Origin of the sequence: Microcystis sp. LEGE 08355 (genome assembly GCF_015207185.1) — a bacterium.
GTDB classification, from domain to species: domain Bacteria; phylum Cyanobacteriota; class Cyanobacteriia; order Cyanobacteriales; family Microcystaceae; genus Microcystis; species Microcystis panniformis.
Genome location: NZ_JADEXI010000012.1, coordinates 1 through 23847, shown reverse-complemented (window position 1 = coordinate 23847; position 23847 = coordinate 1). Strand labels below are relative to the sequence as shown.

Genomic DNA, 23847 nt, shown 5'->3' with positions numbered 1-23847 from the left:
CTCCACACCACTGCCCAATCTATTAATCAGCGTTGTCTCCAGTCTAATCTCTGGGGTGATCGTTCTGCCGCCTTAGCTTGGGCCTATTCTTTAATCGGAGAATTGGGTTGTTACGCCGCTTTAGTAGCAACAACAGCGAAAATGTCCCAAATTCACCCCGGGGAAAAGTACAGTCATGCCCTAGCTTGGAGTCAATTGCAGTTTGATTTATCTGTGCAGAAAGCTCTCCGGGGAACACCCGAAGAAAACTTTGCTTCTTCGGTGGCGACTATCCGCGATCGTATCCTCGATTATACTCAATCTATTGATGATATTGAACAACGTCTAGAGGGTTCCGATTATCAACTCGACGAGTTATTGACGTTGGAACCAGAAGCTAAACAGACTCATCCTCAAGCTGAAACTTCTCTGGTCGAAATTGCTAGTCAACCGACGCAGAACCGAGTAAATATACCCTCTAGTCCGAAAAAGTCCCTTCTTAGCCAACAAACTCCCGAAAAGGTGGAAACGTGGTTAGGTAATTGGTTACACCAGAAATTAAAGGTCAATCCAGCCACTATCCAAACCAGCCAGTCTTTTGCTGATTTTGGCTTAGATTCAATTTTTGCCGTGGAATTAGCCCAAGATCTTGCCGATTGGTCGGGAATCCCCGTCGAAGCCACCATTGTTTGGAATTATCCCACTATTGATAGTTTGGCAGAATATTTAGCTAACCAGATTAATCAAAGCAATACTGGGGCTGAATCGGCAAATAATCGGGGAAAAAGCGAAATTTTAGCAGTTTTACCCCAAATATCCGAAGAAGAAATCTCTGCCTTCTTTAGTTAATCGCTGGTGGGGATAGGATAGCTAATTTCCCTTGTCCTATCCCCCACCTCGGAGTCACGGGGACAATTGTGACTATGCCACTAAATTTTTCCATCCCGACAGTATCAAGGTTTTTCCCGCTTATCCGTGACTTTTTCCCAAGCATAACCTGAGATGAAAGTGACGTGACATAACAAGACAAGAGTTGTTAGGAATATGAATCAACAAAAACAAGCTTTTTTAGAACAATACAAACACCTCGATGCAATGGTCAAAGCGCAAACCGAACCCATCGCTATTGTGGGTATGGGCTGTCGTTTTCCCGCAGGAGTCAATGATTCCGCAAGTTATTGGCAGTTATTGGTTAATGGCATCGATGCAGTAACAGAAATTCCCCTAGAACGTTGGAATATTGCCGATTATTATCACCAAGATGCCGATGTTCCGGGGAAAATGTATAGTCGGGAAGGGGCATTTTTAGACAAAGTTGACGAATTTGACCCGGCTTTCTTCGGCATCTCACCCCGGGAAGCCGCCGCCATGGATCCGCAACAACGGTTACTGTTAGAAGTCTGTTGGGAATCCCTAGAAAATGCGGCTATTGCGCCAGAAAGTTTGATTAATAGTCAAACTGGCGTATTTATGGGCATTTTTCGCGATGATTATGCCCAATTGTGTTTTCATCAAGGCGTAGTCAATCACATTGATGCTTACAACAGTTTAGGAACCAGTCGCGCTATTGCCGTCGGCAGAATCTCTTATCTATTTGGGTTTCACGGTCCGACTCTGCAAATTGATACGGCCTGTTCCTCCTCCCTCTTGGCAGTACATTTGGCCTGTCAAAGTCTGCGCGGCCAAGAATGCAATCTCGCTTTAGCGGGGGGTGTGAATCTGATGTTAACCCCGGCCACTGCGATTAGTAATTGTAAATTAAAAGCCGTTTCTCCCCAGGGTCGCAGTAAAACCTTTGATGCTTCGGCCGATGGTTATGGTCGGGGCGAAGGTTGCGGTGTCGTGGTCTTAAAACGTCTCAGTGATGCTCTCCGAGATGGCAATCTTATTTTCGCCCAAATTCGCGGTTCGGCTGTCAATCACGATGGAAAAAGTAATGGCTTAACCGCCCCCAATGGTCAGGCACAGGAAGCTTTACTCAGACAAGCCCTCGAAAGAGCGAAAATTCAACCTAAAGATCTGCAATACGTCGAAGTTCACGGTACAGGTACATCTTTAGGAGATCCCATCGAGGTTTTATCCTTAGGCAAAATTTATGGCCAGGGTCATAGCCAAGATAATCCCCTGATTTTGGGAACCGTGAAAACTAATATGGGGCATCTGGAAGGAGCTGCGGGGATTGCGGCGTTAATTAAGACAGTTTTACAGCTACAAAATCAGCAAATCGCCCCTAATCTTCATTTTAAGAACCCTAATCCCTATATTCCCTGGGAAAAACTGCCGGTCAAAATCCCCACCACTCTTACCCCTTGGTTGGTCAGAGAAGGAGTCCGACGGGCTGGAGTGAGCGCTTTTGGGATGAGTGGCACTAACGTCCATTTAATCGTGGAGGAAAGCAATTTTGAGCGGCTTGGTGACGAAAAACCTCATTTAGAACGTCCTTGTCATTTAATTACCCTTTCGGCGAAAAGTGAGCCAGCCTTACGGGAATTAGCTCAACGCTACTACGATTTTTTCGGTCAAAATTCCCAGACGGTCATGGCAAATGTGGCCTATACCGCTAATACTGGGCGATCGCATTTTGAGCATCGTTTAGCTATTCCCTTTCTGGCTCAAAAACAGCTTGAGCAAGCTTTAAAAGACTTTATTAGGGGTGAAAATCGCTTTTCAGGTCAAAAAAGTCTTTTAACCTCGAAAAAAGCCCCTAAACTGGCTTTTATGTGTACGGGACAGGGTTCACAGTATCCCGGAATGGCTAGGGAACTCTACGAAACGCAACCGACTTTTCGCCAAACTTTAGAGAAATGTGACGAAATTTTACGGAGCTATGGGGTGAAATCCTTACTGCAAGTGTTATATGGGGACGAAAAAACCAGTCAGTTGATTAATCAGACTTTTTACAGTCAAATTACCCTATTTTCTCTGGAATATGCCCTCGCCCAACTCTGGTTATCTTGGGGAGTGAAACCCGATGCTCTCATCGGTCATAGTTTAGGGGAATATGTGGCCGCTTGTTTAGCGGGAGTCTTTAGCTTATACCATTTTTCTAAAGTAATGGCAGAGATGGTTAATTGCCCTCACCCCCAATCCCTATCTCAGAAAGGGAGAGGGGCAAGGGGATGAGGGACACGAATAAAGAAAAATGGTATTAGAAGACGGTTTGAAGTTAATTGCCCATCGGGGACGCTTAATGCAGACATTACCGAAAAACGGCATAATGGCGGCAATTTTTACCGATTCCGACAGCGTGACCAATCATCTCAGGAAGATTAGGGGCATCTGTACCATTGCTGCGGTCAATAGTCGAGAAAATACAGTCATTTCTGGCGAAACTGAGGCTATTAACCATTTAATCGCTAACTTTAATCAGAGAGGCATTGAAAGTCAGACTTTAGCGGTTTCCCATGCTTTCCATTCTCCCTTAATGACGGGTATGGTGGGAGAATTTGCCAAGATTGCCGAAACTATCACCTATAATTCCCCGCGTCTCCCCCTTATTTCTAACCTGACTGGGGATGTTATCGATGCAGAGATAGCAACTTCCCAATATTGGGTTAATCATCTACTGTCTCCCGTAGAGTTTGCCCGGGGTATAGAAAGATTAGGAGAGTTAAATACGGAAATATTCCTAGAAATTGGTGCCAAAACCACCTTAATTAGCCTAGGTCAGCAAAATCTCCCCGACCGAGGCCTCTGGTTAGCTAGTTTATCCCCAAAACAGTCGAATTGGGAAACCCTGCTCCAAAGTTTAGCGACCCTTTATGTAAAAGGGGTCAAAATTGACTGGAATGGATTCGACCTGGATTATTTACGCGAAAAAATCCCCTTACCGACCTATCCCTTCCAAAGAAAACGCTATTGGTTAGATTACATTGATTCTCAGCTAAAAAACCCGACAGTAGCGGCAGCTTTCCACCCCCTCCTACAGCAACCGCTGCATCTATTGGGGTCAAAGGATGTCCACTATCAATCCTCTCTTTCTCCCTGCTCTCCGAGCTATCTGCAAGAACATCAAGTTTTTGGCCAGGTAGTTTTCCCGGCCGCGGCCTATCTAGAGATGATTATAGTGGCAGCTGGTCAACAATATCCCAATCAGCAGTTTACTATTGGTCAATTGAGTCTGAATCGACCCTTAATTTTCTCAGACAACCAGAGTAAAAAGGTACAGTTAAGCTTACTAGCGGGGGGACAATTTCAGATTCTCAGTCTTGGGGAAGGGGAAGTTTCCCTACTGCATCTATCCGGTAATTTAACCAATGAAAACCAGGACTTACCCAGTTGCAATTGGACAGATATCCGGAACCGTTGTCACCAAAAAATCGAAATTGCACAGCATTATCAGGACTGTTCAAGTAAAGGAGTGAACTACGGGGAAAGTTTTCGAGTTATCCAGCAACTTTACCGCAATCAGTCCGAAATCGTCGCAAAAATTCAACTTTCTTCCCATCTACTCCCGCAAGCGGTGGATTACCAGCTACACCCTGTCTTACTTGATGGTTGCTTTCACGCTATGTCGGCACTATTTCCCGCGGGGAATAGCACCTATCTTCCCACTAATATTGATCGATTGACCTTTTCGGGAGTTAAGGACACCTCTATATACTGTCATGGTCGCTTCAGCCATAGCAATTTGCAAAACGGCATCCTAATCGCTGATTTGACTATTTTCAGCGAATCGGGTCAATTAATTAGCCAAATTGACGGATTAACTTTTCAACAGGCCCGGCCAGAAACCCTCTTTTCCCAGACCAACGACCTCAAGGATAGTTTATACGAAATTACTTGGCAAGCCACGGACTTGACGGGAATGGATTGGATAGAAACAGGAGATTGGTTAATTTTTGCCGACAAAAAGGGAGTAGGGCAACAATTAGCCGAAAAATTGGTGCAACAAGGGCATAGATGCCAACTTATCACCGAAAACAATCGCCAGACTTGGCAATATTTCCTCAAAAAACCCTATCAAGGTCTAATTTATCTCTGGGGAATCGATGACGACCAAGCTTTAGAAAATAATCAAAACCTGGCCGCCACTCAAGAGCGAATTTGTGGAACTTTGCTGGAAATAGTGCAAGAAATAGGCAAAATAGAGGTTAATTACTCTCCTCGCCTCTATATTGTCACCCAATCGGCTCAATACATTCCTTCTCAGCCCACAGTGATTGCCCTTGCCCAAAGTTCCCTCTGGGGATTAGGACGGACTATTGCCCTAGAACACCCAGAATTGCGCTGTCTGTGTCTAGATGGAGATAAATTTCAGGATAGCCACACCTTAGCCCTAGAGGTGTTCCAATCTTTACAAAGTTCGGAGGAGGAAAATCAAATCGTTTGGCGGCAAGGCCGGAGCTATGTGGCTCGTTTAGGGCGGTTTATCCCGAAATCGTCGCTAAAAAACCGAGAAATTGCCGAAAATGCCACCTATCTTATTACTGGTGGTCTAGGGGCCTTAGGGCAGCAAGTGGCTAATTGGTTAAGGAAAAAAGGAGCAAAATCCCTCGTCTTACTGAGTCGCCGGGGAATAACTCCAGAAACCCAACCAATTATAGACCAATGGCGACAAGAGGGAACTAATGTAGAAGTTTTTGCCGCCGACGTTAGCGACTTTGGCCAAATGCGTCGGGCTTTTGAGATAATCGAGCAACAGTTACCCCCCTTAAAAGGCATTATTCACACGGCCGGGGTGTTAGAGGATGCCAGCTTATCCAAACAGACTTGGGAGAAATTTGAGCGCGTCTTTTCCCCCAAAATACTCGGCGCTTGGAATTTGCATCTCCTCAGTCAAGAAGTTGATTTAGACTGGTTTATTAATTTTTCCTCAATGGCCTCGGTGTTAGGGTCTTCTGGACAGAGTAATTATGCTAGTGCTAATGCCTTTTTAGATAGTCTAGCTCATTATCGTCAAGCGCAAGGACTGCCGGCCCTGACTATTAATTGGGGTCCCTGGGCAGAGGGTGGTATGGCGGAAAATTTAGACGAAAAAGCGAAAAAAAGGCTAATTAAACAGGGTTTTACTCCTCTTGATCCCCAAAAATGTTTGCATCTCCTCGAAACATTGCTGACGACTTCTCGGACACAGGTAACTGTCGCTTCTCTCAATTGGAATAGCTTTTTTAACAGTTTCGAGAATCAAAAAATTCCGCCTTTATTACGAGATTTCCAGAGTTTTTCAGCCCCAAAATTAACCCCAGACAATAATTTTATTAATGTCTTAATGACAGTACCAATTGAGGAGCGTTTTGCGGCTTTGACTGCTCATGTTCAAGGGATTGTAGCGGAAATTCTCGCTATTCCGGTTAGAGAATTTACCCAAGTTGACCAAGGTTTTTTTGAGTTGGGGATGGATTCTTTAATGACGGTGGAATTACGCAATCGTTTAGCCAAGGATTTAGGTAAATCTCTGGCGGCAACTATCACTTTTAAATACCCAACAGTGACCAGTTTGGTCGATTATCTAGTAGCTGAAGTTATTGACCTTGACTTTAGTTTAAAACCCTTAGCAATAGGAGCAAATCAAGATAGCAATCTTGATCCCCTCAACGAAGAAGATTTATCCCTAGAAGAATTGTCCGATTTACTGCTACAGGAGTTAAATTCCTTAAGTTAGAAAAGCAGACCTCAAACCCTATCTAAATAACCTGTTTACCATGACACAAACACCTGCCAAAACTGATCAAATGAGCTTAATAAAAGATGCCTTAAATCAAATTAAGGTCTTAAAAACTAAGCTACATACCCTAGAAAAAGCTAAGAATGAACCAATTGCAATTATTGGTATGTCCTGTCGCTTTCCCCAGGGAGCTAATTCACCGGAAACTTTTTGGGAATTATTGCAATCAGGAACCGATGCCATCAGCGAAATTCCGCCGCAACGCTGGAATATTGACAATTATTACGATCCTAAACCCGATGCAAGGGGAAAAATCTATACCCGTCACGGTGGCTTCTTAAATCAACCGATAGATCAATTTGACGCTGATTTTTTTGGTCTTTCTCCCCGGGAGGTGGCACAAATGGATCCGCAACAGCGATTACTGCTGGAACTAGCCTGGGAAGCTCTGGAAAATGCGGGAATATCACCCTTAAATCGGCTAGGAAGTCAAACAGGGGTATTTATCGGCATGATGACTCAAGATTACTCCCATTTTAGCCATCATCCCGATCTGATTGATGCCTATACGGGAACGGGAAATGCTAAAAGTGTAGCTTCGGGACGTTTATCCTATCTTTTTGGATTTCATGGCCCAACTTTAACGGTTGATACTGCTTGTGCTTCCTCTTTAGTCGCTGTTCATTTAGCTTGCCAAAGTTTACGCAATAACGAGTGTGAAGTTGCCCTAGCTGGGGGGGTCAACCTAATGTTAACCCCCTTCGTTACTATCATGGAATCCCGCGCCCAGATGTTGTCTCCTGACGGTCGTTGTAAAACCTTTGATAGAACAGCGAATGGCTATGTACGGGGAGAAGGCGGCGGTATTATAGTTTTAAAGTCTTTATCTGCGGCTATTCGGGATAATAACTTGATTTTAGGACTAATTAAAGGTTCGGCCGTTAACCATGGCGGTACGAGTAGCGGTTTAACAGTTCCCAATCAACTTAGTCAAGAACAATTGATTCGTCAGGCTTTAAAAAATGCTCAGGTAAAGCCAGAGGACATTAGCTATATTGAAGCCCATGGCACTGGCACTTCTTTGGGCGATCCCATTGAATTAGGTGCATTATCGACAGTTTTTGCTAAAAATCCCCAACCGGTTTGGGTTGGTTCCGTCAAAACCAATATCGGCCATCTAGAAGCGGCCGCAGGTATTGCCGGACTGATGAAGGTGATTTTATGCTTGCAACATCGACAAATTGCCCCCCATCTCCACTTCCAGCAACCGACACCCCATCTAGACTGGGAAAATCAACCGCTGAAAGTTCCGACTAAAAACCGTGAATGGGTTAGTGAAAATTCTTCTCGTTTAGCTGGAGTTAGTTCTTTTGGCTTAAATGGCACTAATGCCCATATTATTCTCGAAGAATACCCTTACGAACCTCAAACGACTGCGGCACCTGATTCATCGCCCTATCTGTTCACCCTCTCAGCCAAGACCGAATCGGCTTTAATCAAACTAGCCCAAAAATACGCAAATTACCTAGAAAATGCCAACAATATTGCTTTAAGCTCCATTTGTGCTACTAGCAATCGCAGTCGCTCCCAATTACCCCATCGTTTCACCTGTATTGTCTCTAGTCACTGCCAACTTCAAGAAAAATTAACCGCTTTCGTTCAAGGTGAACCGAGTTCTTTTCGCCAAAAAAGTGAATTTAGTGGCAAAAATCGGGCAAAAATTGCCTTTCTCTTTCCGGGACAGGGTTCTCAATACCCCGGTATGGGAAAGGAACTATACCAATCCTATCCTCTATTTCGTCAAACACTCGATCGCTGTGATCAGATTCTCCGTCAATATGGCGACTATTGCCTAACGGAGATTATTGACCAAGAAAATCATCTCAATCAAACTTTTTACAGCCAACCTGCCCTATTTGCTCTCGAATACGCCCTTTTTAAACTCTGGGAATCCTGGGGAATTGCCCCCCATGGAGTTATGGGTCATAGTTTAGGGGAATATGTGGCCGCCTGTGTTGCTGGAGTCTTTAGTTTAGAAGATGCCTTAAAATTAGTCTTCTATCGGGCTAAATTGATGGATTCTGTGGGAAAAAGTGGTTCAATGGTCGTTATCTCGGCTAGTGAAGCTGAAATTAGTCCCTTAATTGCCCCCTATCAATCTCAGGTCGCTATTGCCGCTATTAATGGTCAGGATAATATTGTCCTGTCCGGTGCTGCAGAGACCATAGAAACCCTAGTAAAACAGCTTCAGGTCAAAAATCTGAAGATTACCCGGTTAAATGTCTCTCAAGCTTTTCATTCCCCTCTGATGGAGGAGATTTTAGACGAGTTCCGGCAAATTGCCGAAACTATCACCTATCATCCCCCCCAACGAGCCTTAATTTCTAACCTTAATGGCAACTTAGTCAATTTTGAGGTCACTACTCCCGATTATTGGTGTCGTCATCTCCGGTGTTCTGTTCGCTTTGCCGATGGGATAAAAACCTTACTGGACAACGGTTATGAGCTATTTGTCGAATGCGGCTCTCATCCCGTTTTATCGGCCATGGGCAGCCTACTGGATAAAAATTATTCTTGTCTTTGGTTGCCCAGTTTGCGTCGTCAAACCTCTGACCGACAACAGATCCTCGAGAGTGTCAGTCAGCTTTATCTGCGGGGATTCGCCCTGAATTGGCAAGAGATAACGGCCAATCAAGACAGTAAACCCTGTATCTTACCGACTTACAGCTTTGAAAGAAGTAGTTATTGGCTAAAAACAGGCGACTTGACCGCAGAAGAAGCGCAATTATTGCCTAAATTGTCGAAATATCTCCTAGAAACACCGCCGCAACCGCGAGAAGTTGTCAAAACCACCACCGCATCATCTTCTGGTCATCTAATTACCCTTGACTCTCTGTTGGCCACACCCGCAGAGAAACAGCTTAAACAACTAGAAACCTACATTATCGGTGTTTTAGAACAGATTACTGGTTTATCCGTGGTCAAGCTACATACCAAGCAACCGCTCTCTAGTTTAGGCTTAGATTCTCTCATGTCCAGTCAATTACGACGTCAACTAGAGGAGGATTTAAAAATTATTGTTCCCGTGGAATACCTAGCGGGATTGAGTATTGAGCAGTTTTTACCGCAAATATTCAACTTAATCACCCAAAACTCCCAACCTGCAACTAGCAACAAAACTCCTCTCTCCTCAAAACAGAAAAAACCAATCAAGACGACTAAAGCCGAAAATATCTCTAATGATCCGAAACTTTGGCTAATTCGCAAACAAGCTAATCCTAACGCCCGCATTCGTCTATTTTGTTTTCCCTACGCTGGTGGGGGTGCCTCCGTATTCCAAAATTGGCTGAATTACTGCCCCAAGCAAGTGGAATTTTGGGCGATTCAACTACCCGGACGCGAAACGCGTCTTCAGGAAACTGCGATTACATCGCTAAAATCCCTGATTAATCGTCTCATTCCGATTCTGACTCCCTATTTAGACCAACCTTATGCTTTTTTTGGTCATAGCATGGGTTCTTTAATCAGTTTTGAATTAACCAGAGAATTGGCTAAAACTCGGCAAAATCTACCCCAACATTTATTTATGTCTGGATTTCGAGCGCCTCAAATTGTCAATCCTGATTTACCCATTCATCGTCTGGGAGATGAGCAATTTTTAACAGCTTTAGGTCATTTTCAAGGAACCCCAGAAACTCTCCTCAAAAATCCCGATTTAATGGCGGCTTTTTTGCCAATTTTACGAGCAGATTTCAAACTCCTAGAGACCTATTCTTATCAACAAGGTCAACCCTTAAATTGTCCTATTACCGTTTTTGGAGGCCACAACGATGCCAAGGTTTCTGCCGATCAATTACAACAATGGCAACTGCAAACCAATCAAGATTTTGTCCTGCATACCTTACCAGGAGGACATTTCTTTATCAATCAACATACGGAGAAAATTATGAAAATAATTTGCCAAAGTTTACGAGAGTTTCCTGAACAAATGACTGCCTAATTAACCAATTATTCAAGGGAGAAAAATCATGACTTTAGATTACAAAGAGCAATACTGTATTATTGGGGCTGGTGCCGCAGGATTAGCGGCGGCTAGAGCCTTAAGCAAAGCCAAAATTCCCTTTAATGTTATCGAATCTGCCCAGGATGTTGGGGGTATTTGGATTTATGATCGTCCCGATAGTCCAATGTATAAAAATACACATCTGATTGGTCATAAAACCACACAACCTTTTTCCGATTTTCCCATGCCAAAAGATTACCCAGATTATCCCAATCATCGGTTAGTCTATGAATATCTTCGCAATTATGCCGCTCATTTCAATCTCTATGATTTCATGGAATTTAATCTCAGCGTGGAGAAAGTAAAAAAAGCGGGTAACTTTTGGGATGTCACCCTTAGCAACCAAGAAACCAGACGATACCGAGGGGTTTTAATCGCTAGTGGTTATCATAGTAAACCGAATATTCCTCAATTTTCTGGGCATTTTGACGGGGAAATTATCCATTCAAAAGATTATGATAATCCCGCTCAACTAAATGCTAAAAAAGTCCTAGTAGTTGGAGCGGGACAATCAGCCATGGATTTAGTCGTCGAAGCGGCTATTAATGGCAGTAAAACTTTCCATAGTACCCGCCGTGGCTTTCTCTGTATGCCGAAATTTTTATTCGGTTTGCCCCCAGAATGGGTGATGATTAACACGCCAATCATGAATCTAATTCCAGCCCAAGAACACATGAAAATGATGGCTTTATTATCCCCAATAGCTCTATTCTTACAAGGAGTTAATCTCAAAAAACTCAATATTCCGACAGACTGTAAAAGTAACGGTCTAATTATTCCCAACAGTGACCAACAAATCTATCGTTATTATGTGCATGGAGATGTCACCCATAAGCCTAATATCCAAGAATTAGACGGAAAGAATGTTATTTTTGCCGATGGCAGTACAGAAGAAATTGATCTGATTATCTACGCCACTGGTTACAAAATTGAATTTTCTTTTATTGACAAATCGGATTTAAATTGGCAAGAAGGAACCACCCAGCCCAACCTCTATATGAATGTTTTTCACCCAGAGGAAAATAACCTGTTTGTCATCGGAATGGTTCATCCCACTGGCACCCACTGGCGAGTATTTGAAGAACAAAGTAATTTAGTGGCCGCTTATCTACAAGCTCAGGATAAAAAATCCCGGTTTGTCTATAAATTTGAAAAGCTAAAACGTCAAATTAGTTCCAATTTAAGCGCCGACAATAAACACCATAGCGGTACTCACTCCTTAGTGATTGACAAATTGGGTTATATACGCCAAGCCCAAGGATTGGCTCGCCGATTACTGGCTTAAATCTCCCAGGATAATTCCCCCCCTGAAATCCCTCTCTCTTAACTCCAATGCCCTACATTATTGAGACAGCTACCGGTTTTCCAGAACATTACTATCCCCAAGAAGTTCTAGAAGTCAATATCAGAAATCATTGTGCTAATCTTCTTCAAGATTATTGCCGAGAAAATCATCTCGACTTCCAGGAACAAACCTTTTTTGATTTAGAACAAATTCATCGTTTTTTCAGTAATGTCAAAATTCAAGGGCGATACTTCACCATTCCCCTAGATGAATTCGATGCCGATAATCCTCCCGGAATCGCCCAACCCTTTCGTCAAATGGTCGATCTAACTATGGATTTAGTAACATCGACAGTAACTAATTTGCTCAAAAAAGCCGCTCTTTCTCCCAAAGAAATCTCCCTAGTTACCTCCGTTACTGTTCTTCCTTCCGTTCCTTCCCTAGAAAGTTTACTCCTCAATCGTCTAGATTTTTCCCTCGATATCAAGCGGCAAGCGTTATCGGGTGTCGGCTGTTTGGGAGGCGCCCAAGGATTAGCCAGAGTAAACGATTATCTGCAAGGACATCCCACCGAAGCAGCGATTTTGTTTACCACCGATCCCTCCTCTGGCCTTTGGCAAGGGTCAATTCATAGCGATTTAACGGAATTATTGGGACAATTACCCGAAGATCCGTCTCAATATAGCAATATCATTATGACCCTTGTGGTAGCGGCTTTATTTGGCGATGGAGTCGGTACTGTTCTCTTAGCGGGAGATGAACATCCCTTAGTCAAGCAAGGTAAAGCAAAACTGAAGATTATCGGCACTCAATCGCTGTTAATGCCCCACACAGAGCATTTAATGGCATTACCTTTAACAGACTACGGTTTTCGCCAAATTCTTCGCCCAGAAGTCTCTGATTACGTCAAGGGTGGGGTGAGAAAAGCGGTGACATCTTTACTGGAAAAAACAGGAGTTTCCCTCGAGGAAATTGTCTGTTGGATGGTGCATCCGGGGGGTCCAAAGATTCTCGATGCAATAGTTGAAGAATTCCAGTTAGAACCGGATGTTTTACAGGTTAGTTGGGATATTTTGGCGGAAATTGGCAATATTGCCTCTGCTACTATCCTCTGCATTCTCGATGAAACCCTCTCCCGTCCCCATCCTCCCACGGGTTCCTACGGATTAATAATTTCCATGGGTCCCGGATTTGCTCAAGAAGCCATTTTAGTTCAATTCTAAGGATATTTAAGGATGTTAAGCCAAATAGTTTTCATTGCCCTGATTAGTTACATTATTGTCCAACGAGTGCGCGTTACTCGTCTGAGTAAACAGAATATGGCCAAAGTCTTAGCGGAAGGTGGCAAACTGCATAGTTCTAATTATGTGGGATTCGTCAAGATTTTCCAATCTAGCTGGATGCTTTGCATGATCGGGGAAGTTTATCTGCTCGATCGACCTTTTATGCCAGCATTGGCTTTATTTTCCCTAATTACTACCTTTTTAGCTCAAAAGCTCCGCTATGCCTCCATTGAAGCTTTAGGCGATCGCTGGATTCATCAGGTGGTCACGGTTCCTCAGACACCCGTGATCGACAATGGCATTTATCAATATATCCGTCATCCTAACTGGTGGGCCATGATCACGGAATTAGCGGTGGTTCCCCTGTTTCATACCGCTTATCTGACATCTATAGTCTTTAGTCTCCTGAATGCTTGGTTATTAATCCAACGCATTCCGGCTGAAGAAGAAGCTTTAAGTCAAGACACCAATTATCAAGCAGTTTTCGCCAATACTCCCCGTTTTATTCCTAGTTTTAGCGCAATTTTCTCTCGCAAACAGCAACCGCTTAAAAGTTAATTGCCACGGATAGCAGGGCCGGTTCCCTACGGCCCTTTAATTACCCCTCATACCTGAATTTCAAGGAGAAAAAAAATACTATGGACTCTCTAATTGTTTCCGAAAATATTATTAGCGACAATTTAACTAACGCTCTACAAGAATGGGAAAATTTATTAGGCTCCGAATATGTCAGCACCGATAACAAAAAACGCCTAGAAGCCGAGACCGCTACCTACGAAACCCATGCTAAAATCCCGGCAATTATTCGCCCAGGTAATCGTCAAGAAGTCCAAGAATCTCTAAAAATTGCTAATCGCTATCAAACCCCTGTCTATCCTATTAGTACAGGTAAAAATTGGGGTTATGGTTCGCGAGTTCCTAGCTGCACTGGTTCGGTTTTAATGGATTTGAGTCGATTAAATCAGATTTTGGATTACAATGAAACCCTAGCTTATGTAACTATTGAAGCGGGTGTTACTCAGCGACAACTCTACGATTTTTTGCAAAAAAATGGCAATAAATTATTAATGAGTGTCACCGGTTCGACTCCTGATTCTAGTATTATTGGCAATATTCTCGAACGAGGTGAAGCCAAAGGACCTTTGGGAGATCGCTTTAATCATGTCTGTGGAATGGAAGTAGTTTTGCCCACCGGTGAATGTGTTCATACGGGATTTAATCGCTTTGAAAACTCCCAAATAGGGGCGGTCAATCGTTGGGGAGTCGGTCCTTATTTTGATGGAATTTTTACCCAATCTAACCTGGGAATCGTCACAAAAATGACTTTTTGGTTAACGCCATATCCTGAATATTTTCAGGCTTTTTTCTATAGCATCGATCAGGAAAATAAATTAGAGTTATTGATCGATAAACTACGTCAACTGAAAATGGCAGGGGTAATTAAAACGACCTTCCACATTAATAATAACTACCGAATGTTGTCTATTCAACAACAATATCCCTGGCAGGAATGCCAAGAAAAAACTCCTTTACCCCCCGATTTATTAGAACAATTAAGTCATCAATGGGGTGGCGGTGTTTGGATAGGAGAAGGTGCTTTATATTCGGCTTCACCAGAACAGGGAAAAGTCGAAAGAAAACTAATTGAAAAAGCCTTGAAAGGAATTGTCAATAAACTTATGTTTTTTGATGAAAATAAGTTCAAAATGGCCAGCAAAATGAGTCCCATTTTTAAAGTATTTACTGGTGTGGAAATTAAGGACAAGGTGGATTTAATTTATCACAAAAATCCCCAACGAGGAATGATTACCGAAAAAGTGCTGAAGATGGCCTATTGGCGCAAAAAAACGCCTCCCACCGATAGGTTGAATTTAGATCTGGATGCCTGTGGCATGATTTGGTGTGTTCCCGCTGTTCCTTTTCTGGGAAATCATCTCAGAAATGCTCTCAATATTATCAGCAGCATTGCTCAAAAATATGGTTATGAACCTAATATCGGCATTAACTGTGTTACCGAGCGCAATATCAACATCAATGCTGCCATTTTTTATGATCGATTGCTAGAAGGCGAAGACCAAAAAGCCTTAAATTGTCACGATGAAATGTTGGCAGAATTGATCAATCAAGGCTATTATCCCTACCGTCTTAGTACCCACTCTATGAATAGTTTACCCGCAGCCCAAGACGATTATAGTTGCTTAATCCAGAAAATTAAAGACAGCTTGGATCCCAATCACATTCTCTCACCCGGTCGCTACGAATTTCTTTAAATAAGCCTAACAATCTACTGCTAACTGTCCATCTCTCCCCCAATTCTAATGACTTCTAGCACTTCTAGCAAATGGCAACATCTCCGAATAGATTATCTTCCGTATATCACTGGTTGGTTTGGTAACTTTATCGTTAATAATGCCCTTCTAACCATGCTAATCTATCGCTACGACCCCGGCATTCCCAATGACTATAACTTATCCATTTTATTGCCCTCTGCTTTAGTGGGAATAGCGATAATGATTAGCCGTATTGCTGGGGCTTTTGTGCAGCCAGTAGTCGGTTATTTTTCCGATCGCTTTTGGAGTCCTTGGGGCAAAAGAAGACCATTTATACTGGCCAGTTTAGTCCCTTTAATTGGTGGTTTTATCCTGTTGTTTAATCCCCCTAATAACTTAAATCAAACCACTTACTTTATTTATTTAGTCACCATGCTTTGGGTGTTTTATGTGGGTATGGCATCCTACCATGTTCCCTATTTAGCCTGGTTGCCTACTCTCGCTAAAAGCCCAGAAGGAAGGGTTAAATTATCAACTCAAATCGGAATTTTTGGTTTAGTTGGTGCCACCATTGGTGGGATTATTGCCCCTTGGTTAACTGATAGCTATGGCTTTCAGGGAATGGGTATTGCTATTAGTCTTATTGGGGTAATTACCCTAGCTATGCCCTTGCTAGAAAAAGAAGAATATACTCCTTCTAAGGGGAAATATCCTAACTTTAAAACCACCTTAACGGCGGCTTTTACCAATAGGACTTTTTGTATCTATATGATCACCATGATTTTGGCGTGGATGGTGATTAGTATTATCTCGGTAATTCCGACTTTTTTAGTAATTGCTCTCCTCAAAAGAGAGGTAAGTTTTGCCGCCGTGATTAATACTATTATCGTCGGTAGTGCCTTGGCTGGATTTACCCTGGTTTTACCCTTAGCGCAAAAATATGGCAAAAAACTGGTTTTTCAAGGTTCTTTAATCTGGGATGGTCTGGGTATGATTGCCATGGCCTGTGGTCGTTTTTGGTGGCAAGATTCTTTGATTCCCTGGTTAATCCTTTCAATCATCGCTAATTTAGCCCTAGCCAGCTTTTTTAGTCTGCCGAATGCCATGTTATCGGACATTATCGATCAAGATGCGGAGCAACAGGGAATCGGCCGAGAAGCAATATTTTTTGGAACTAGGGGGCTACTAATTCAATTTAGCCAAGGTGCGGGGTCTTTTCTAACAGGATTAATCCTTTCTTTCGGGAAAACTCCTGATAACCCCTGGGGGGTACAAATTGCCTTTTTGTCCGCCGGTATATTATCCCTAGCAGCGGCTTTTGTCCTACGGCCTTATGCCATCAAAAAATAGTTCTTTCCTCGCTAATCTGTTATTACTCTTGACAAAACCCTACTCATTCGGAACTAGATTATGACTTCCCCCAATCCTGTCACTAAACAGCAAGAAACTGCTATCAAAAAACTGCGATTGCCTTGGCGATTAATTATTACTGGTATCCTAGCGGCCACCTCGGTTTTTGCCTATCCTACCCTGCGTAATGTCCTCTTAGAAGACACCTCTGAATCCACCACCTCAAAAGAAACCGCTTCGTTAGCAATCGATAAGAGCAAGACGGCAGCCTTACCGGTGCGAACCTTAACTTTAAGTCCTGTCACCCATCACCAAGAACCGCGCCGTTATACCGGTAATATTGTGGCTAAACGGACAAGTGAACTAGGATTTGAGCGTTCGGGACAATTAATTAGTTTATTGGTTCAAGAGGGTCAAGAGGTACGCCGAGGTACTTTAATTGCTACTCTAGATACACGCAATTTAGAAGCACAAAAACAAGAACTCATCGCCCAGCGATCGCAAGCCACGGCTAAACTCCAAGAATTACAAGCTGGTTCCAGGAAAGAAAGTATCGCCGCAGCCCAAGCAAAAGTCCGAGATCTCAGGGAACAATTAGCTTTAGCCCAATCTAAATACCAAAGACGGCTAGGATTGTATCAAGAAGGGGCAATTACTAGAGAACAACTCGAAGAAGTGCAAACAGATGTTAATGCACAACAAGCGAGAATTGATGAAGCTCAAAGTCAATTAGATGAACTCAAGGCCGGTACTCGTCCCGAATTGATTTCTCTGCAAAAAGCCGTTATTGAACAATTTGATGCCCAACTGAAGAATATTAAATTAGAGATTGAAAAAAGCCAACTTCAAGCCCCCTACGATGGCACTATTGCCCTCCTTCACGTCAATATTGGCACTGTTGTTTCTGCAAGTAATCCGATCGTTCGTTTAGTGGAAAGTAATAAACTGGAAGCGCGTATCGGGGTTCCCATTGACCAGTCCGAAAACTTACCAATTGGGAGTAAACATCGTTTAAAAATTGGTAACAAAATAGTAACAGGACAAGTCACTTCAACCCTGCCCCAAATCGATCCGACTACCCGTACCGCCACGGTTATTTTAAGTTTAAATCAGACTCAAGGCCTGATTCCGGGGCAAGTGGTCAGCCTAGAATTATCTCAATCGGTTCCACAATCGGGCTATTGGTTGCCCACAGAAGCTTTAGTACAAGGCACGAGAGGATTATGGTCTTCCTATGTTCTAGGAGAAGCTAATCCCGATAATCCTCGACAATTTACCGTCAAACGCCAAGATTTAGAAGTTCTAGCGATTCAAGGCGATCGCTTGTTGGTGCGCGGGACTCTCACCTCCGGTGATCGGGTGATCGTCGAAGGGGTTCACCGCATCGTACCCGGGCAAATGGTGGAAATTTGGTAGTCAGCGGTCATTAATCAGCTTTATTATCCCTAATAATCTCCAATGAATAACTAATTTGAACGTAAACCTAGATTACTAATTCTGACCTTAATTCTGATTATTGTCTGGGGATTGTCTTCCTTTCAAATTTTGCCGCGCATGGAAGATCCCGAAACAATTAATCGAGGTGCCACCATTACCACCAATTTACCCGGTGCCAGTCCTTATCGGGTCGAATCCCTAGTGACCGAAAAAATTGAACAATCTCTCTCTAGCATCAAAGAAATTAGCCTGATTGAGTCCTCCTCGGAATTAGGGCGTTCCACGGTCAATATTGAACTTAAAGATGAAGTGACTGATGTGGATCCCGTCTGGTCACGCATTCGCGATCGGATTACCGATGTCATCCCGGAACTACCCCCAGAAGCCCAAAGACCCTTATACGAAGAAGGATATAGTAAAGCCTTTAGTTTATTGACTGCCATCCTTTGGGATCTAGATACCGCTCCTAATTACGCTATTTTACGCCGACTTGGCCAAGAACTGTTCGATGAATTAGAAGCCCTTTGGGGAACCGAAAGGGTCGAGTTAGTCGGGGTTCCGGCCGAGGAAATTTTAGTCGAAATCGAGCCGGTGAAATTATCCTCCCTGGGCCTAACCGCCGTCGAAGTTGCCCAACAAATTCAAACCAGTGATGCCAAGGTCGCCGCCGGACAACTTCGCAGTAATCGCAATAATTTATTATTGGAAGTCGATACCAGTTTAGAATCACTCTCTCGGATTCGAGCAATTCCGATTCGTTACAGTAATGAGGGACAATTTACCCGTTTAGGAGATATCGCTCTAGTTACCAAGGGAATTCAAGAACCACCACCAGAACTAACCATTATTAACGGTAAACCCGCTATTGTGGTGGCCGCTATGATGGAATCGGGGCAACGCATAGACGAATGGACAGCGGCGGCCCAGGCCAAGTTAGACCTGTTTCGACCCTCTCTCCCCCAAGGTGTTAGCCTCAAGATAATTTTTGCCCAAAATCGTTATGTGGCTAACCGACTCGATGGATTATTCAGCAACATGATCCTAGGGTTACTCTGTGTCATGGGGACAGCTTTTGTGATGATGGGATGGCAGTCCGCCTTGGTGGTGAGTGTATCCTTGCCTTTATCGATCCTGATGGTCTTTGCCGGTATGAATCTCTGGCAAATTCCCCTACATCAAATGTCGGTGACAGGAATTGTTATTGCTTTGGGACTTTTGATCGATAACGCTATTGTGATTGTCGATGAACTGCAAAAAGGACTACGGACCGGAATAGCTCACGAACATATTGTTGCTGAAACCGTTAAACAGTTAGGGATTCCCCTCTTAGCTTCTACCCTAACCACGATTTTGTCTTTTATGCCGATCGCTCTTTTGCAAGGAGGCACTGGCGAATTCGTGCGTACTATCGCCCAAACAGTGATCTTAGCCTTGGTTAGTTCTCTAATTTTGTCCCTAACGATTATTCCTGTCCTCAGTTTACGTTTATATCAACTGACTCATCGCTCGCACCAGACAAAAACCCATTGGTGGGATACGGGAATTAATTTACCGCTCCTAACGGGTTTGTATCGCCAAATTTTGAGGTTAATTCTCTATTTTCCCGTATTAGGTCTGGTTATTGGCTTGATTATCCCAATTACTGGCTTTGTTGTCGCTGGCACTCTCCCAGAAGAATTCTTTCCGCCGGCAGAACGAGATCAGTTAACCCTAGAAATCGAACTGGCCCCCACCACAAACCTAGAAGTAACTCAGGTAAAAGTGGCTCAAGCTGAAAAAATACTGCTAGATCATCGAGAAATTGGGGAAGTTCACTGGTTTTTAGGGCGTAATGCTCCCCCCTTCTACTATAATCTCTCCGATGGCATCAAAGACTCTCCTAATTTTGCCCAAGCATTGATTCAACTTCGGCAAGTTTCTGATGATCCCCAATGGATCGAAACCTTACAAAAACAATTAAGTCAAGCTCTACCGATGGCAAGGGTATTAGTTAGCCCCCTAGAACAGGGGCCACCGGTGGGCGCCCCGATCGAAATTAGGGTTTATGGCTCAGAATTGGAGATGTTAAGGAAAATTGGCGAGTCCTTACGGGAAGAACTGGCAAAAATACCCGAAATAACCTATTCTGTTGCTGATTTAAGTGAAATTCAAGCTAAATTAGCCTTAAAAATTAATGAAGAAAAAGCTCGACTGATTGGTTTGGATAATGCGGCGATCGCCAGCCAATTGGATAACCTTTTAGAGGGTTCTGTGGGGGGCTCGATTTTAGAAGCAACGGAAGAATTACCCGTACGAGTCCGAGTCGCTAATCGCGATCGCGAGCAACTGCCACAAATTGCCTCTTTAAATATTCTCGGTAATTCCGCCACTGCTGAACGGGCGAATATTTCTCTTTCCTCCGTGGCAGAATTTGATTTTCTCCCCGAATTAGCCACGATTCCTCGACGAAATGGCAAGCGAATTAATACGGTGAAGGCCTATGTTCAAGCTGATGCGATCGCTGCAACGGTTTTAGACGAATTTCGCCAAAACTTAGAATCGGGCAAATTTTCCCTTCCGTCAGGGTATCGGCTCGAATTTGGCGGAGAGGAAGAAGAAAGAGATACAGCTGTGGCTAATCTAATTGCTAGTGTGGGAGTCTTGGCGATTCTAATGCTATCAACCCTTGTTCTTTCTTTTAACTCCTTCCGTCTTGCTGCTCTAGTTACTGTCGTCGGTATTAGTTCAATTGGACTAGCCTTATTTTCCCTCTGGTTATTTGAATATCCCCTAGGATTCATGTCCATTTTAGGCACTATCGGCTTAGTTGGGGTTTCCGTTAATGATTCTATTGTCGTGGTAGCGGCTTTACAAGCTTTACCTCCCCATCTTCAACGCCAACGAAAGGCAATCCGGGAAGTGGTCATTGCTTCCACCCGTCACATTCTCACCACCACCTTAACCACCGTGACGGGATTTGTGCCATTATTTCTCTACGGCGGCGCTTTTTGGGAACCCCTCGCTATCTGTATTTCCATCGGGGTGATCGGAACCACCCTAAGCGCACTGGTATTTGTCCCGTCGGGATGGTACTATCTCGCTCAAGCCCACAAGGTTTCCCCTCTGTCTGTTTCTGAGTAGCTTGATTAAATACCACTTTTGTAGAGACGTTGTCTAGCAACGTCTCTATTGATAATAAATCCGTTGAGTATAGGCTACATATCAGGACAGGCAAAAAGCACTCTTGCAATAGGCAAAAGGGGCAATAGATAATCAGTCTTTAATAACCGGATTTAGTATGATTTGGGTAAAAATATCCTGAAAGTCCTCTCGGCTCCACCGCCCTGATCCGAGAAAATACGGAGAATTAGCTGGGTTAAATATAATCGAGTTTCAACAATAGATAAGTTTTTTAACAAGAGTAGTGTTAGATACTAATTAGCCGATGGACTGGGGTAGAATTGGAAAAACCAGTCCAACTGTTTTAGCCAAGCTATTTAACTATGATGAAAATTAACTTGCTGTTCGGGTTATCTTCTCTTAAAAAATCGAAAAAAAACTTTACATAAACTCAAAGGAGGGCCTCGTAAATTGCTCATCTAAAAGCAGAGTGAGTTATCGGACAAAGTTTTTAGGTGCTTTTGTTGATTACTTCTTAACCACCATCTTATAAGTAGAAGAAGGGAGATGAAAGTTAATCAGTTACTAAGACTCTACGAACAAGGAGAGCGAGATTTTTTAGCCATTGACTTGATGAGTCTAGATCTACAACAAGTGACTCTAATCGCTGTCAATTTTGCGGCGGCCAATTTGTGCGGAACTAATTTGAGTCGCTCTTTTCTGACTAAATCAAATCTGCGGGGAGCGAGTTTGAATTGGGCGAATTTAACCTATGCCAAATTAAGTCAAGCGCAATTAGTGGAAGCGGACTTAACCAAAGCCAATCTCACCGGGGCCTTTATGGTACAGGCAAACCTGCGTAACTCGCGATTAAGTGGGGCGGATCTTTCCCATGCTAATCTCCGGGGGGCGAATTTATGCGGGGCGAATTTATGCGGGGCGAATTTATGCTTAGTTAATCTCTTGGAGGCAACCCTAGATAAAGTCAATCTCAATTGGGCTAATTTGCAAGAGGCGCGGTTAAGTGGCGCTAAATGTCGTCAGATTTCCGCAAGGGAAGCCAATTTTAGCGGCTCTTTTCTTAAAGAGGTGGACTTTCAAGGGGCCAATTTAGAAAGGGCTAATTTTAGCGAGACACGTCTGACGGGTAGTGATTTACGCGGGGCTAATTTAGCGGGTGCTAATCTAGCGGGAGCGCGTTTACAAGAGGTAAATCTACAGGGAGCGGACTTGAGGGGTGCTAACTTGACGGGGACTTGTTTTGAGAGCGTCACTGGTTGGACAGAAACCGCCCAAGAAGATGATATTTTTCCCCTAGACTGGTTTCAGCCCCGTTTTGCCACTTAAAAGTCAATATGTCTGCCGAAAGCCCCTCCTTTTCCTATCAATTAACGATTAGCTGGAGTGGTTAATCTTTGGTTAGGAATGGGGATTGGGGGAGCATTATTCGGCTCATCCTCGAAGGGTAAAGCAGGGGGAGGAGGAGGAGTGGTAGCACTAGGAGATGGTGCTGGAGATGGCGTGGGATTAACGGCAGCGGGGGGACTTTTCGGGGTGACGACGGGTGCGGGAGAGCTAAAACCGAGGAGAGCTTTGCCAAAGGGAAAAACATTAGCCCAGCGTTGAATATTGGGATGGCCAAACCAATCTTGACGGGATACCTTCACCGAGAGGAGAGGTGCGATCGCCCCTGATTTTTCGGCCGTTATCAATAAATCAATTTTATTAAGACCCTGTTGTTGATTAAAACGACTGATGATAGTTTTCTCTGCTAATTGCGATGCTCTAGTCAATAATCCTTCGTAGGATTCTCCCCGTTTAACTGTGATGGGAAGATTAACAGTGGATTGAGCAAAAACCACATCAACGGCGATAATTCCCGTCAGCAGCGTTAAAACAGTAATAGACTTGTACATAGGACAGACAGTTAAACAGACACTCCCTGGCTAGGGTCGGGATCTTCCCTGTTAGAGTTCCCCGATCGCTTTCTTAAATTACCACGATCGATCTCTGGCCACAATTGAAAATTTTCCGGTAGCAAAATCGTCCTTGGCTCCTAGCAATAGGCAATAGGGGAATAATTAGGGCTGGCTGAATAAATCTAAAAACTTTGTTGGATAATATCTTTAGGCTTTTTTGCCCTCAAAAAGTGCCAGCCATTGGAGTGATCAGGGGGGAAAATTCAGGTACTTTTTCCCTGAACATTGGGTAATTGACCACCTGAAAATGGCTAAAACCCCACACCCGACACCCCACCCCCACGAAAAACTGTTTCAGCATAACCTAATTATATTTGGCTATATCGACCAGAGGGTTTTAATTATGACACAAACTAGCGAAACCGTTACCTATTCTCTCGAATCTGTCCTGACAAGGATCGAGAGTAAAATCGACAATCTCCAAAGAGATGTTAATCAGAAAATTGACTCTCTCCAAAGAGATATGGATCAAAAATTTGACAGTCTCCAAAGAGA

12 protein-coding genes and 2 pseudogenes are annotated in these 23847 nt (G+C 43.5%); 13 read left to right on the top strand and 1 reads right to left on the bottom strand.

The genetic code is table 11. The features are described 5' to 3' along the window. The 12 genes and pseudogenes from IQ242_RS01270 to IQ242_RS01215 all read left to right on the top strand — a co-directional run. The coding region (locus IQ242_RS01270; RefSeq protein ID WP_193958747.1) for an acyl carrier protein at positions 1 to 828 on the top strand (828 nt) is incomplete at its 5' end. A 195-nt stretch (positions 829 to 1023) separates the two neighbouring features. Continuing rightward, positions 1024 to 3102, top strand: coding sequence for a type I polyketide synthase (locus IQ242_RS26615; RefSeq protein WP_255520585.1), 2079 nt, complete (start codon positions 1024 to 1026; stop codon positions 3100 to 3102). A 19-nt stretch (positions 3103 to 3121) separates the two neighbouring features. Beyond that, positions 3122 to 6583: a type I polyketide synthase gene (locus tag IQ242_RS26610; RefSeq protein ID WP_255520584.1), complete on the top strand. Its 3462-nt coding sequence runs from the start codon at positions 3122 to 3124 to the stop codon at positions 6581 to 6583. Positions 6584 to 6623: 40 nt separating this feature from the next. Further along, complete coding sequence (locus IQ242_RS01255) at positions 6624 to 10586, top strand: type I polyketide synthase (RefSeq protein ID WP_193958746.1); 3963 nt, start codon at positions 6624 to 6626, stop codon at positions 10584 to 10586. A 28-nt stretch (positions 10587 to 10614) separates the two neighbouring features. Next, on the top strand, positions 10615 to 11934 hold the full coding sequence (locus IQ242_RS01250; RefSeq protein WP_193958745.1) for an NAD(P)/FAD-dependent oxidoreductase: 1320 nt from the start codon (positions 10615 to 10617) through the stop codon (positions 11932 to 11934). Between the two features lie 47 nt (positions 11935 to 11981). After that, entirely contained in the window at positions 11982 to 13157 is a 1176-nt protein-coding gene (locus IQ242_RS01245) for a type III polyketide synthase (protein ID WP_193958744.1), read from the top strand. A 12-nt stretch (positions 13158 to 13169) separates the two neighbouring features. Further along, positions 13170 to 13775 carry an isoprenylcysteine carboxyl methyltransferase family protein gene (locus IQ242_RS01240; protein ID WP_193958743.1) on the top strand — a complete coding sequence of 202 codons (606 nt, stop codon included), beginning with the start codon at positions 13170 to 13172 and terminating at the stop codon, positions 13773 to 13775. 80 nt (positions 13776 to 13855) lie between these two features. Then, complete coding sequence (locus tag IQ242_RS01235) at positions 13856 to 15487, top strand: FAD-binding oxidoreductase (protein ID WP_193958742.1); 1632 nt, start codon at positions 13856 to 13858, stop codon at positions 15485 to 15487. A 48-nt stretch (positions 15488 to 15535) separates the two neighbouring features. Beyond that, the gene (locus tag IQ242_RS01230) at positions 15536 to 16837 is read left to right on the top strand and encodes an MFS transporter (protein ID WP_193958741.1); all 1302 of its coding nucleotides are present in this window, start codon (positions 15536 to 15538) and stop codon (positions 16835 to 16837) included. Between the two features lie 60 nt (positions 16838 to 16897). Continuing rightward, entirely contained in the window at positions 16898 to 18253 is a 1356-nt protein-coding gene (locus tag IQ242_RS01225) for an efflux RND transporter periplasmic adaptor subunit (RefSeq protein ID WP_193958740.1), read from the top strand. Positions 18254 to 18307: 54 nt separating this feature from the next. Then, positions 18308 to 21394, top strand: a pseudogene (locus IQ242_RS01220) (efflux RND transporter permease subunit); the annotation flags it as partial. Positions 21395 to 21940: 546 nt separating this feature from the next. Further along, entirely contained in the window at positions 21941 to 22720 is a 780-nt protein-coding gene (locus IQ242_RS01215; RefSeq protein WP_193958739.1) for a pentapeptide repeat-containing protein, read from the top strand. 41 nt (positions 22721 to 22761) lie between these two features. Here the strand turns inward: IQ242_RS01215 and IQ242_RS01210 are convergent, their stop codons facing one another. Next, complete coding sequence (locus tag IQ242_RS01210) at positions 22762 to 23289, bottom strand: hypothetical protein (RefSeq protein WP_002798966.1); 528 nt, start codon at positions 23287 to 23289, stop codon at positions 22762 to 22764. Positions 23290 to 23695: 406 nt separating this feature from the next. Here IQ242_RS01210 and IQ242_RS01205 point away from each other — a divergent pair. Beyond that, positions 23696 to 23847, top strand: a pseudogene (locus IQ242_RS01205) (shikimate 5-dehydrogenase); the annotation flags it as partial.